This window comes from Bradyrhizobium jicamae (assembly GCF_018130215.1).
GTDB classification, from domain to species: domain Bacteria; phylum Pseudomonadota; class Alphaproteobacteria; order Rhizobiales; family Xanthobacteraceae; genus Bradyrhizobium; species Bradyrhizobium jicamae_A.
The window spans coordinates 559,525-571,675 of sequence record NZ_JAFCKQ010000002.1 but is presented as its reverse complement, the minus strand read 5'-3'; the positions used below and the strand labels follow the sequence as shown (position 1 = coordinate 571,675).

The 12,151-nt window shown below is 66.2% G+C and carries 14 protein-coding genes; 4 read left to right on the top strand and 10 right to left on the bottom strand.

What is annotated here, in order from left to right; all coding sequences use genetic code 11:
• Positions 1–7: 7 nt before the first annotated feature.
• Genes phnK through phnG form a run of 5 tightly spaced genes read right to left on the bottom strand, consistent with a single transcriptional unit; the run spans position 8 to position 3,860 of the window.
• Positions 8–805 carry a phosphonate C-P lyase system protein PhnK gene (gene phnK, locus JQ586_RS05640; protein WP_212393491.1) on the bottom strand — a complete coding sequence of 266 codons (798 nt, stop codon included), beginning with the start codon at positions 803–805 and terminating at the stop codon, positions 8–10.
• A complete protein-coding gene (locus JQ586_RS05635; protein ID WP_212393490.1) occupies positions 798–1,682 on the bottom strand; it encodes an alpha-D-ribose 1-methylphosphonate 5-phosphate C-P-lyase PhnJ in 885 nt (294 codons plus the stop codon). The genes phnK and JQ586_RS05635 overlap by 8 nt, the downstream gene beginning before the upstream one ends.
• The gene (locus JQ586_RS05630) at positions 1,679–2,782 is read right to left on the bottom strand and encodes a carbon-phosphorus lyase complex subunit PhnI (RefSeq protein WP_212393489.1); all 1,104 of its coding nucleotides are present in this window, start codon (positions 2,780–2,782) and stop codon (positions 1,679–1,681) included. Before JQ586_RS05630 ends, JQ586_RS05635 begins: the two co-directional genes overlap by 4 nt.
• Before the next feature lie 3 nt (positions 2,783–2,785).
• The gene (gene phnH / locus JQ586_RS05625) at positions 2,786–3,394 is read right to left on the bottom strand and encodes a phosphonate C-P lyase system protein PhnH (protein WP_212393488.1); all 609 of its coding nucleotides are present in this window, start codon (positions 3,392–3,394) and stop codon (positions 2,786–2,788) included.
• Positions 3,395–3,398: 4 nt separating this feature from the next.
• The gene (gene phnG, locus JQ586_RS05620; protein ID WP_212393487.1) at positions 3,399–3,860 is read right to left on the bottom strand and encodes a phosphonate C-P lyase system protein PhnG; all 462 of its coding nucleotides are present in this window, start codon (positions 3,858–3,860) and stop codon (positions 3,399–3,401) included.
• A gap of 105 nt (positions 3,861–3,965) precedes the next feature.
• Between phnG and phnF the strand changes: the two genes are divergently transcribed.
• The gene (phnF, locus tag JQ586_RS05615) at positions 3,966–4,691 is read left to right on the top strand and encodes a phosphonate metabolism transcriptional regulator PhnF (RefSeq protein ID WP_212393486.1); all 726 of its coding nucleotides are present in this window, start codon (positions 3,966–3,968) and stop codon (positions 4,689–4,691) included.
• Positions 4,692–4,732: 41 nt separating this feature from the next.
• Here the strand turns inward: phnF and phnE (JQ586_RS05610) are convergent, their stop codons facing one another.
• The 4 genes from phnE (JQ586_RS05610) to phnC all read right to left on the bottom strand — a co-directional run bounded on the left by phnE (JQ586_RS05610) (position 4,733) and on the right by phnC (position 8,366).
• Positions 4,733–5,581: a phosphonate ABC transporter, permease protein PhnE gene (gene phnE / locus JQ586_RS05610; protein ID WP_212393485.1), complete on the bottom strand. Its 849-nt coding sequence runs from the start codon at positions 5,579–5,581 to the stop codon at positions 4,733–4,735.
• Positions 5,578–6,462, bottom strand: coding sequence for a phosphonate ABC transporter, permease protein PhnE (gene phnE, locus JQ586_RS05605; protein WP_212393484.1), 885 nt, complete (start codon positions 6,460–6,462; stop codon positions 5,578–5,580). The genes phnE (JQ586_RS05610) and phnE (JQ586_RS05605) overlap by 4 nt, the downstream gene beginning before the upstream one ends.
• Before the next feature lie 81 nt (positions 6,463–6,543).
• Positions 6,544–7,473 (bottom strand): phosphonate ABC transporter substrate-binding protein, encoded by a 930-nt coding sequence (gene phnD / locus JQ586_RS05600; protein ID WP_212393483.1) that lies wholly within the window; start codon positions 7,471–7,473, stop codon positions 6,544–6,546.
• 77 nt (positions 7,474–7,550) lie between these two features.
• On the bottom strand, positions 7,551–8,366 hold the full coding sequence (gene phnC, locus JQ586_RS05595) for a phosphonate ABC transporter ATP-binding protein (protein ID WP_212393482.1): 816 nt from the start codon (positions 8,364–8,366) through the stop codon (positions 7,551–7,553).
• Between the two features lie 191 nt (positions 8,367–8,557).
• Here phnC and JQ586_RS05590 point away from each other — a divergent pair, with 191 nt between their 5' ends.
• From JQ586_RS05590 to JQ586_RS05580, 3 genes are read left to right on the top strand one after another with little or no spacing between them, the layout of a single operon-like run.
• Entirely contained in the window at positions 8,558–9,217 is a 660-nt protein-coding gene (locus JQ586_RS05590; RefSeq protein ID WP_212393481.1) for a chloramphenicol acetyltransferase, read from the top strand.
• The gene (locus JQ586_RS05585) at positions 9,214–10,386 is read left to right on the top strand and encodes an alpha-D-ribose 1-methylphosphonate 5-triphosphate diphosphatase (protein WP_212393480.1); all 1,173 of its coding nucleotides are present in this window, start codon (positions 9,214–9,216) and stop codon (positions 10,384–10,386) included. Before JQ586_RS05590 ends, JQ586_RS05585 begins: the two co-directional genes overlap by 4 nt.
• 21 nt (positions 10,387–10,407) lie before the next feature.
• Complete coding sequence (locus JQ586_RS05580; RefSeq protein ID WP_212393479.1) at positions 10,408–11,097, top strand: DUF1045 domain-containing protein; 690 nt, start codon at positions 10,408–10,410, stop codon at positions 11,095–11,097.
• Positions 11,098–11,100: 3 nt separating this feature from the next.
• Here the strand turns inward: JQ586_RS05580 and hemC are convergent, their stop codons facing one another.
• Positions 11,101–12,087 (bottom strand): hydroxymethylbilane synthase, encoded by a 987-nt coding sequence (gene hemC / locus JQ586_RS05575; RefSeq protein ID WP_212393478.1) that lies wholly within the window; start codon positions 12,085–12,087, stop codon positions 11,101–11,103.
• Positions 12,088–12,151: the final 64 nt, after the last annotated feature.

The following is a 12,151-nucleotide window of genomic DNA, read 5'->3' as shown; positions in this document are numbered from 1 at the left end:
ACTGGCCTCATGGCGGAAGGATCGAGGAGACGAGCAGTTGCGTATAGGGCTCGCGCGGATCGTCGAGCACCTGGTCGGTGAGACCGGTCTCGATGACGCGGCCGCCCTTCATCACCATCACGCGATGGGACAGGAGCCGTGCGACGGCGAGATCGTGAGTGACGACGATAGCTGCGAGCCCGAGCTCGCTGACGAGGTTGCGCATCAGATCAAGCAGGCGCGCCTGCACCGAAACGTCGAGGCCGCCGGTCGGCTCGTCCATGAACACCAGCCGCGGCTCGGTGACGAGGTTGCGCGCGATCTGCAGCCGCTGCCGCATGCCGCCCGAATAGGTTTTCGGCGCATCGTCGATCCGGCCGACGTCGATCTCGACCCGTTCGAGCCAGTTCGATGCGGTGTCGCGGATCCGGCCGTAGTGATTCCAGCCGACCGCCATCAGCCGCTCGCCGACATTGGCGCCGGCCGAGACCGCCATGCGCAACCCCTGCGCAGGATCCTGGTGCACGAAGCCCCAGTCGGTACGGAACAGGAAGCGTCGCTCGGCCTCGCCAAGCTCTGCGAGATCGCGCAGCACGCCGTCGCGCATCCGGTATGACACCCGCCCCGCGCTCGGCGCCAGCTGGGCCGACAGCAGCTGCAACAGCGTCGATTTGCCCGAGCCGGATTCACCGACGATCGCCAGCACCTCGCCCGGATAGAGTGCAAACGAAATGTCGCGGCAGGCCGCAAGCTGGCCGTAGTTTTTGGCAAGCCCTTCGGCGACCAGGAGCGGCTGGTCGTTGTCGAGGGATGACGGCTCAGACATGCGCCTTCTCCTTGTGCGGCGCCGCGCTCTCGGTGCCGTGATGGCCCGCGGCCTGGCGCTGCTCGCAGAAATCGGTGTCGGAGCAGACGAACATCCGTCCACCCTTGTCGTCGGTGACGATCTCGTCGAGATAGGAATTGTCGGCGCCGCACAGCGCACAGGGCGCATCGAAGCGGTAGCGCGTGAAGGGATGATCCTCGAAATCCAGGGAGACCACCGTGGTGTAGGGCGGGATCGCATAGATGCGCTTCTCCCGGCCGGCGCCGAACAGCTGCAGGGCCGCGCAATTGTCCATTTTCGGATTGTCGAATTTCGGCGTCGGCGACGGATCCATCACATAGCGCGCGTTCACCCTCACCGGATAGGCGTAGGCGGTCGCGATATGCCCGAAGCGCGCAATGTCCTCATAGAGCTTGACATGCATCAGCCCGTATTCGGCGAGCGCGTGCATGCGCCGCGTCTCGGTCTCGCGCGGCTCGAGGAAACGCAGCGGCTCGGGGATCGGCACCTGGTAGACCAGCACCTGCCCCGCATGCAGCTCGGCCTCGGGAATGCGGTGCCGGGTCTGGATCACGGTCGCGTCCGTGGTCGAGGTCGTGGTCGCGACGCCGGCTGTCTTGCCGAAGAACTTGCGGATCGAGATCGCATTGGTGGTGTCGTCCGAGCCCTGATCGATCACCTTCAGCACGTCGTCGGGACCGAGGATTGCGGCCGTCACCTGCACGCCGCCGGTGCCCCAGCCATAGGGCATCGGCATCTCGCGGCTGGCGAACGGCACCTGGTAGCCGGGGATCGCGATCGCCTTCAGGATCGCGCGGCGGATCATCCGCTTGGTCTGCTCGTCGAGATAGGCGAAGTTGTAAGCCGGCGCGTTCATTCCGCGGCCTCCTGCATTTCGGCAGCCTGGTTCGACTCGGCGAACTCCTGCCGCAGCTTGCGCAGCAGGCCGAGCTCGGACTGGAAGTCGACATAATGCGGCAGCTTCAGATGCTCGACGAAGCCGGTTGCCTGAACGTTGTCGGAGTGCGACATCACGAACTCCTCGTCCTGCGCCGGCGACTTCACCTCCTCGTCGAGCTCGCGCGCACGCAGGGCGCGATCGACCAGCGCCATCGACATGGTCTTGCGCTCGCTCTGGCCGAAGGCGAGCCCATAGCCGCGGGTGAAGCACGGCGCTTCGGTCGCCGAGCCCTTGAACTGGTTGACCATCTGGCACTCGGTCAGTTCGATCGAACCGAGCGGCACCGCGAAGCCGGCATCCTCGGCGACGAACTCGACCTCGACATCACCGAAGCGGATCTCGCCGGCGAATGGATGGTTGCGGCCGTAGCCGCGCTGCGTCGAGTAGCCGAGCGCGAGCAGGAAGCCCTCGTCGCCACGCGCCAGGTTTTGCAGGCGAAGGTCGCGGTCGGCCGGAAAGCTCAGCGGCTCGCGGGTGAGGTCGCCGATCGGCGCATCCGGCTCTGCCCGCGGCGACGGTTCGATCAGGCCGTCGCGGCCGAGGATGTCGGTGACGCGCGGTGCAGGCACATCAGGCGCTTGCGCCGTCGCCGGCTCGTCGGGCACGAAACCTTCGGCAAGCTGCGGGTCGAGCAGGCGATGGGTGTAATCGAAAGTCGGCCCGAGGATCTGACCGCCCGGAATGTCCTTGAAGGTCGAGGAGATACGGCGCCGGACCAGCATCTCGCCGGTATTGACCGGTTCGCTCGAGCCAAAACGCGGCAGCGTGGCACGGAAGGCGCGCACCAGGAAGATCGCCTCGATCATGTCGCCGCGCGCCTGCTTGATCGCGAGCGCCGCGAGCTCGCGGTCGTAGAGCGAGCCTTCGGTCATCACGCGGTCGACGCCGAGCGACAGCTGTTCGGAGATCTGCGACAGCGTCACCTCCGGTACATCGCGGTCGCCGCGCCGCTCATGCGCGAGCAGGCGGTGGGCGTTCTCGATGGCACGTTCGCCTCCCTTGACGGCTACATACATCGCTTACACTCCGCTTGCGACCAGCCGCGTGGTGCGGGGGATCGCCACAATGGCGTCATCATGGACCAGCACGACGTCGATGCCGCGCGGGAACAGGGTCTCGTTGATGCTGAGCCGCTCGAACAGATCGAGCGGCCGGATCATCGCCTGCAGCAGCGCTGTGCCGTCGATGCCCGGGCCCTTGAGCTCGAAGCCGGGCCCCTGCGTCAGGCTGTCGACCTGCAGGACCAGCGTGGTCGAACGATCCGGATATTCATTGCTGCCGAACGCGAAGCGATCGAGCGCCGGCAGGCTCGCGGCGTCGCCGATCAGAGCGAAGCTTGATATCGAGGAATCCGCAACGACAGGCGCGCTGGTGTGGAACTTGAGCCATCGGGCGACGTCCGATGTCGCGGACATCGCGGCATCTAGCCAGATCGGCGTGTCATGGTCGAACAGCGTCAGCGCGATCGCGGCCGAGCCGCGCATCATGCCGGCGGGCACGCCCGCGTTCGCCGCAACGCGCTGGACGCTGCCCGGACGCGCCATGGCGTCCATCACGGAGCGGAAGGTCGACTGCGCCGACAGCACCTTGTCGGCAAATCCGGGAGGCAGTTCCGCAAACGTCGTCATCGCATCACCCCTCGCCACGCACCATCGTGTAGAAATCGACCCGCGTCGCCGCCGTCTCTCGGCCCTTTCGATTCCGTTCGGCGCTGAGGTGCTCGCGCAGCGGTGCGATCACCTTCGCCTCCACCTCGCCGGAGAATTCCGCCGACTGCACCATGGCATCGCACAGCGCGATCATCCTGGCCTTCTGCGCGTCCCGACCGAGCGTGTAGCCGAAGCCGACCTCGCCGCTCGCAAGCCGCACCGCCGCGCGCGACACCGTCGCCTCGCCGAGATTGAACGGCGCGCCGTCGCCGCCGATCCGCCCGCGCAGCATCACGAGGCCGTTTTCCGGTTCACGCAGAGTCTCGTGCGCAGGCAATTCGATATCAGCGAGACGGCCGGCAATCTCGGCCCCGCTCGCATGCGCCAGCACCGCCATGGCGGCCTTGCGCTGCGCCTCTTTGCTGTTCTGCCCGGTCAAGCCCATCAGCCACCTTGCCTGAATCAAGTTGTCTATGATAATAGACAACTTCCTAGCGAACGCCAATGACCGTTTCGTGACAAATCGACGATTTCTGGGTATCACGGCGCCATGAGCATGCAGGAGAGTTCCGGCGTCGCCCTGTGGCGGCAGGTGGCCGACGGCATCGAACGCGGCATTGCCGACGGCCGTTTCGCTGCCGGCGAGAAGCTGCCCGGCGAGGTCGAGATCGCGGAGACCTATCGCGTCAACCGCCACACCGTGCGACGCGCGCTTGCCGCGCTGGCCGAGCGCGGCCTGGTGCGCGCCGAACGCGGCAGCGGCACCTATGTCGAGGCGCAGCGCCTTGCCTATCCGTTGCGCTCACGCACACGTTTCTCGGAGATCGTCGGGGCCGGCGGGCATGAGCCGCGCGGCCAGTTTATCGATGCCGGCGAGGATGTTGCCACCCGCGAGATCGCGCGCGAGCTTGGGCTGAAGACCGGCGCGCCGCTGATCCGGATCGAGTCCGTCAGGCTCGCGGACCGCACGCCGATCTGCGTCTCCACAACGTGGTTGTCGGCCGAACGTTTTCCCGACGCCGGCAGCGTGTTCGCCGCTGTCCGCTCGATGACCAAGCTGCTGGCGCACTACGACATCAAGGATTACCGCCGCTCCTCGACCCGGATCACCGCGGCGATTGCGGACGCCACCGACGCGGCGCGGCTCGATCTCGCGCTCGGTCGCCCGGTGCTCGTCGTCGACGCCACCGACGTCGACATCGCGGACAAGCCGCTGGTGACCAAGCGCTCGCGCTTTGCCGCGGAGCGGGTGGAGTTCCTGGTGGAGAACACCTGAGCTCATCTCCCTCGCTCCGCTCCTGCGGGGAGAGGTGCCTCTCAGGCCACCGCCCGCTGGCCGATGATCGCAAACCGCAGCTTGCCCGAGATGAAATCGATCGCCGCGACCGCGATCAGGATCATCAGGATCAGGAACGACACCTTCTGCCATTCCAGCACGCGGATCTGCTCGGCGAGTTGCAGGCCGATGCCGCCGGCGCCGACGATGCCGATGATGGTGGCCGAGCGCGTGTTTGACTCGATGAAGTAGAGCACCTGCCCCGCGATCACGGGCAGCACCTGCGGCAGCAGGCCGAAGCGGATTTCGTGCAGCGCGTTGCCGCCGGAGGCGCGGATGCCCTCGACCTGCTTGCGGTCGGCCGCCTCGATCGCTTCGGAGAACAGCTTTCCGAACGCGCCGAAGTCGGAGACCATGATCGCCAGCACGCCGGCGAACGGACCGAGGCCGACGACGTTGATCCAGACCAGTGCCCAGATCAGCGTATCGACGCCGCGGATCGAATCCAGGAAACGGCGGACCGGAAAGCGGATCAGATTGGACGGGATGATGTTGCGCGCCGCCAGCAGGCTGACCGGCAGCGCCAGCACGGCGGCCAGCGTGGTGCCGAGCAGCGCGATCGACAGCGTCTCGCCGAGCGCCTGCATGTAGAGCGGGAACGACGAACCGGGATTCGGCGGGATCATCATCATGGTGATCCAGCCGAGCTGGCTGACGCCCGAGATCAGCTTGGACGGTGAGAAGTCGAGATCGACCAGCCCGAGCACGAAGATCGCAAGCAAGGCGACGATCATCGCCGGCGTCGCCAGCCGCGCCGAGGCCGGCCGCTCGAACACGTCAGGATATTTCGCGCGCAGCTGCACGGTGTCGGGCTTCGGCAGCTGGCTCATCGGCGCGTCTCCTTGCCGAACAGCCGGGCGCGCAGCCAGCCCGTCGAGATGTCGATGATGAAGACCGTGACGATGATGGTGACGAGGATGGCACTGACGTCGGAATAGTAGAACTTGCGGATCGCGACCACGAACTCCTGGCCGATGCCGCCGGCGCCGACAAAACCCATCACGGAAGCTTCCCGGACGTTGATCTCGAAGCGCAGCAGCGCATAGCTCGCATAGCCGGTCAGAACCTGCGGCAGCACGGCAAAGCGCATGCAGGACAGCCAGCTCGCGCCGGTGGAGCGGATGCCTTCGACCGGCTTCATGTCGGCATTCTCGACGATCTCGGCGAACAGCTTGCCGAGTGCCCCGGTGGAATGGATCGCGATCGCCAGCACGCCGGCCATCGGCCCGAGGCCAAAAGCGATCACGAAGATCAGTGCGAACACGATGCCGGGCACCGTGCGGGCGAATTCCAGCAGGCGGCGGACCGTAAAGCGCAGCCAGGCCGACGGCGAGGTGTTCTGCGCCGCGAGGAAATTCAGCGCGAAGGCGAGCACTGCGCCGATCAGCGTGCCGACATAGCTGATCAGCAGCGTCTCGCCGAGCATGCGAAGCCACTTCTTCCATCCCCAGAACCATTCAGCCGGGCTGGTCCAGACCCGCGCGCCTGAATCGAGCGTGAGGATGCGGTCGAAATAACCGACGAAATTGCCGAAATAGCTGAACAGCGTGTGCAGGTTCACTTCCGCGCCGACTGCTGCGACGAGGAGCACCGCGCAGAAAGCCGCGGCCGCCAGCATCGCCTTCAGCCGCTTGCGCGCGACCGCCTGGCGGTAGGCCTCGTTGAGAACGGCCAGTTGCTGGGCCGGAAGGATGGATACTGCGGTCGCCATCGGTGCGAACCAGTCTGCCTCGGGGTTGAACGGAAAAGGGCCGGGTTAACGAACCCGGCCCAATTCGATGACGTCGATCGATCAGGACGCCTTCTTGCGCAGATTGTCGACGAACTTGATCAACTCGATGGTCTTGTCGTAGTCGGCGTTGGTGATCGGCTGCCATGGCAGGTTCTTGCCGTCGGAGAGCTTCTTGAACGCCTCCGGATCCTTCTTGGCGGCATCGAGGAAGGCCTGCTTGATCGCCGCCTTCATGTCGTCCGGAAGGCTCTCGAGATAGGCATAGGGCGAGTTGATGATGAGGTCGGACTTCACGATGATGCGGAAGTCTTCTTTCTTGAGCGGCGTACCGTCGCTCGACTTCACCATGTTCTTGTTGAGCATGCGGGTGAGGTTCGAATCGTCGTCGGCGTTCCACCAGTTGGCGGCGACGTCGACGGTGCCCTGCGCCAGCGCCAGGACGGCGTTCTCGTGGCTGCCGGTGAAGATCACCTTGGAGAAATAGGCGTCCGGATCGATGCCCATCGCGTTCAGCTTGAAGCGCGGCATGTTGTTGCCGGAGGTCGAGTTCGGGTCGACCAGGCCGAGGTTCTTGCCCTTGAGGTCCTCGATCTTCTGGTACGGGCTCTTGGCGAGCACGTAGAACACCGAATAATAGCCTTTCGAGCCGTCGGCATTGACGTCGATCACGAAGGCGTCGGTCTTGACGCCGGTGAGGCGGGCGCGGGCAAACGACGCCGGACCGTAATAGCCGATGTGGATGTTGCCGGCGCGCTGGCCTTCGATCACGGCGGCGTAGTCGTTCGCGACGCGCAGGGTCACCTTGATGCCGAGTTCCTTCGACAGATAGTCCACGAACGGCCCGTAGCGCTCGGTCACGCCGGAGCCATTCTCGGCCGGGATCACGGCGAAGGTGATCTCCGGATACTTGGTCTTCCAGTCTTCGGCCGAAGCGGAGCCGGCAAACGCCAGCGCGGCAGCGCCAGCCAGAACGATGCGACGAGTGATCATGATTACCCCTCTTGCGTGGTTACGCCTGTTGGACCGGACGAAATGCCCGGCCGCCTGGAAACGGAAATGTCCAACGCTCAGGCCGCGGCTGCGGTGCGGAGCGCCGGAGCGGTTGCGCCGTCGGGCACCGGCAACGGCGCCGCGCCGATGACGTCATTGGCCTCGAGGTCGTAGAGCTCGCGGGCGACATGGTCAGTCAGCGTCGCAGGCGCGCCGTCGAACACGACGCGGCCCGCGGCCATGCCGATCAGGCGGTCGCAATAGGTCCGTGCCAGATCGAGCGAGTGCAGATTGCAGAGCACCGTGATGCCGAAATGCTTGTTGATGCGCAGCAGCGCATCCATCACGATCTTGGTGTTGCGCGGATCGAGCGAGGCGATCGGCTCGTCGGCGAGGATGATATCAGGCTCCTGCACCAGCGCGCGGGCGATCGCGACGCGCTGCTGCTGGCCGCCGGAGAGCTGATCGGCGCGCTGCGCGGCGAGCTGCGCGATGTCGAACTGCTCGAGTGCGGACATCGCCAGCGCCCTGTCCTGCTCCGGCCACATCTGTGCAAGCGAGCGCCACGACGGGATCCCGGCGAGCCGGCCCATCAGCACGTTGGTCAGCACATCGAGCCGGCCGACCAGGTTGAATTGCTGGAAGATCATCGCCGAGCGTGCCCGCCACTGCCGCAGCGCCTTGCCGTGCAGCGCGGTGACGTCGGTGCCCTCGAACAGGATACGGCCGGAGGTCGGATCGGCGAGACGGTTGATCATCCGGAGCAGGGTCGACTTGCCGGCGCCTGAGCGGCCGATCACGCCGACGAAGCTGCCGGGCGCGATCGAAAAGGACGCGTTGTCGACCGCGGCTTTTGTGCCAAAGCGGCACGTCAAACCTTCCACCACCAGCATGCAATGCTCCAACCGCGTCACGCTTGGGCCATCGCTATCCCCGGTGTTTTACAGTTATGTGACGACGCCGGTGCGGTGCGGCAATCGTCCACACCCGACCCTTGCCGTCATCGCAACGTCATGATGCTGTCATCAAGCGCTCGGATGAGGGGCGCACTCCGTTTGAAGCCACGATGAATCGGGAGACAATAATGAAGGCGCTCGCGGTCGTACCCACCATCGACCCCACTGCGTCGGTGCGCGAGAGCAAGCTCGGCGCCTACACCGAAGTTGGCGCCCGCACCATACTGCTCGAAGTCAGCATGGATGACTATTCCTACGTCGTGAACGACAGCCAGATCACCTACACGCAAATCGGAAAATTCTGCTCGATCGCGGCGATGACGCGGATCAATCCCGGGAATCATCCGATGCACCGCGCAACGCAGGCGCATTTCACCTACCGCGCCAGTGCCTATTTTCCCGGCGAGCGCGACGACACCGAGTTCTTCGACTGGCGACGTGCGCACCGCGTGCATATCGGCCATGACGTCTGGGTCGGTCATGGCGCGGTGGTCCTGCCGGGCCGCAACATCGGCACCGGATCGGTCATCGCGGCCGGCGCGATCGTGACCAGGGACGTGCCGGCCTATACTATCGTAGGGGGCAATCCGGCGAAGCCGATCAAGCGGCGCTTCTCGGAAGCCGTCGCCGAACGCCTCACCGCGCTGGCGTGGTGGGATTGGGATCATGAGACGCTTCGCCGCGCCTTGCCCGATTTCCGCAGGCTTTCGGTGGAAGACTTTCTCGACAGATACGAGGCCGGGGTTTCGGCCCGATCGCATGACAAACAGCGGAGTGCCGCATCGTGACCGACATTTTCATCGAGAGCGGACGATCGCTGGTCGACGGCGAGTTCACCGAAACGTCGCTGCGCACGTCGGGCCGTGACATCGGCGCGCTCGACGCCGAGCAGGGCCGCGCCGCGCTCCATGTCAATGCGAGCGGACTGCTGGTGCTGCCGGGCATCGTCGACCTGCATGGCGACGCGTTCGAGCGGCAGATGATGCCGCGCCCCGGCGTCGACTTCCCGATCGACGTAGCGCTGGTCGACAGCGACCGCCAGGCGATCGCCAACGGCATCACGACCGTATTCCACGGCACCACCTGGTCATGGGAGCCCGGCTTGCGCAGCGCCGACAACGCGCGGAAGCTGCTCGATACGATCGAGGCGATGCGGCCGCAGCTCGCCGCCGACACACGCTTCCATCTGCGCCACGAGACCCACAATCTCGAGGCCGAAGTCGAGATCACGCAATGGCTCACCGAAGGCCGCATCGATCTGTTCGCGTTCAACGACCATAGCAACGTCAAGCCGACCAAGCGAGGCCAATTGGCCGATCGCGCCGGCCTCTCGGCGGAAGCCTTCAATCAGCTGCTCGACAAGGTGGTTGCGCGCCGCCCCGATGTCCCGGCCTCGATCGCGCGTCTGGCGGCTGCCGCGCGTGCGGCCAACATCCGCATGCTCTCGCATGACGACAACAGCCCGACGATGCGTCGGGAGTTTCGCGCACTCGGCGCGGTTATCGCCGAATTCCCGGTCAACGAGGAGACTGCGCGCGATGCGGTCGCGGCCGGCGACTTCATCGTGTTCGGCGCCCCCAACGTGGTGCGTGGCGGCAGCCATACCGGCTGGACCAGAGCCTCCGACATGATCGCCAAGGGACTCTGCTCGGTGCTCGCCTCGGACTACTACTATCCGGCGCAGCTGCTCGCGGCCTTCCGCCTCGCCGCCGACGGCATCCTGCCGCTCGCCAGAGCGTGGGACCTGATCTCGGCGGCGCCGGCCCGCGCCGCTGGCCTCGAGGATCGCGGCGTGCTCGCCACCGGCCGCCGCGCCGACATCATCATCATCGATGACAAGGTGCCGCTGCGGCCGCGCGTCGTTGCCGTCATCGCCGCCGGACGGCTGGTGCATCTGACCGATGCCAGCCGCCTCGTCCATTCGCCCGCGCCGCGCAAGACGGTTGCGACGGCGTAACGCGGCTCTATTCTGACGATCATGGCAAATCATCCGCGTTATGCGATCTACTACGCGCCGCCGCCGGACAGCGCGCTGCACCGCTTCGGCTCGACCATGCTCGGCTACGATGCCGCCGACGGCCGCGATCTGCAATTTCCCGACGGCGTCGCGCCGGACTGGCGCGAGCTGACGCAGGATCCGCGCAAATACGGCTTTCACGCCACGCTGAAGGCGCCGATCGCGCTCGCCGACGGCACCCGCGAAGCGGACCTCACCGACGCCTGCGCCGCCTTCGCCGGCCGCGCGCGGCCGATCCCGGTGATCGAGCCGGTCGTGGACGCCATCAGCGGCTTCATCGCGGTCATTCCGGCCCGAGGCTCGGACGCGCTCCGGCAACTCGCCGCCGACTGCGTCAGGGAGTTCGACTGCTTCCGTCCGCCGCTCTCGCCCGACGATCGCGCGCGGCGCAATCCGGCTGGGCTCAGCGAGCGGCAACGCGAGTATCTCGATCGCTGGGGCTATCCCTACGTCATGGAGGAATTCCGTTTCCACATGACGCTCACGGGACGGCTCGGCGACGAGCGGCGCGGCACGGTCATCGCATGGCTGCGCGAACGATTCGCGGCGCTCGAGCTCAAGACCATCGCGATCGATCGCATTGCACTGTTCAAGCAGGACGACGCCGCTTCGCGCTTCCGCATCATCGGCAGCTGGCGGCTGCGCGCCTGACCTCTATTCCTCCGGCCTTGTGCGGGCGATGATCTCGCCGGCGCCCTTCTCCAGCAGCTCCATTCCGACGGCGCGGCCTAGCTCGCGGGGACGATCCGCCGTACCGCGGCGCGACACCTCGATGAAGCGGTCGCCGGCTTCGTCGAGCACCGAGGCGCGCAAGGTCATCTCGCTCCCTGCCAGCGTCGCGTGGCCAGCGATCGGCGAATTGCAATGGCCGTTGAGCACCCACAGGACCTCGCGCTCGGCTTCCGCGCTGAGCCGCGACGCTGCGTTGTCGATTGCCGCGAGCCGCGCGCGCGTCGCCCAGTCGATCTCGACGCATTCGACCGCGACGATGCCCTGGCCGACGGCGGGCAGCATCTCGTCGACCGAGAAATCATGCGCGATACGCGCGGTCATGCCGATCCGCTCGAGCCCGGAGCGCGCCATCACCAGCGCGTCGGCCGGCCCGACCTCGCCGCCACCGGGCAGCCGCTGCCTGTCGCCGCGATCGAGCTTTGCGATCCTCGTGTCGGCAGCGCCGCGGTAATGGATCACGACGGCTTCCGGAAACAGCCGGCGCAGATAGGCTGCACGGCGCACCGCATTGGTGCCGATCATGAAGCCCTTGCCGCGCGATGTGCGGAAGGTCTCCAGCGAGAGGCCCGGCCGCAGCACGAGCGAGTCGTTCGCCGCATCCCGCGCCAGCAGCGCCGCGAGCACGAGGCCTGGCGTCTCCTCATTGCCCGGCACGTCCTTCAGCGAATGCATGGCGGCCTGCAGCGTGCCTGATCGCATCGCCTCGCGGATCTCGGCAACGAAAGCGCCGCCCTTGCCGCCGTGACGGAGCAGCTTGCTGGTCTGGTCCTGGTCGCCGCGCGTCTCGAACTTGACGACCTCGACGGCAAGCTCCGGCGCCGACGCACGCAGCAGCCGCGCGACCTCGTCGGTCTGCGCCAGCGCCATCGCGCTCTTGCGCGTGCCAATCCGTAAAGCCTGTCCCGACACGAAATCTCCGCGCAATTGAACGTCAACAGCCGGGGATTAGAACAAAAGACCTGTCAAAACAATG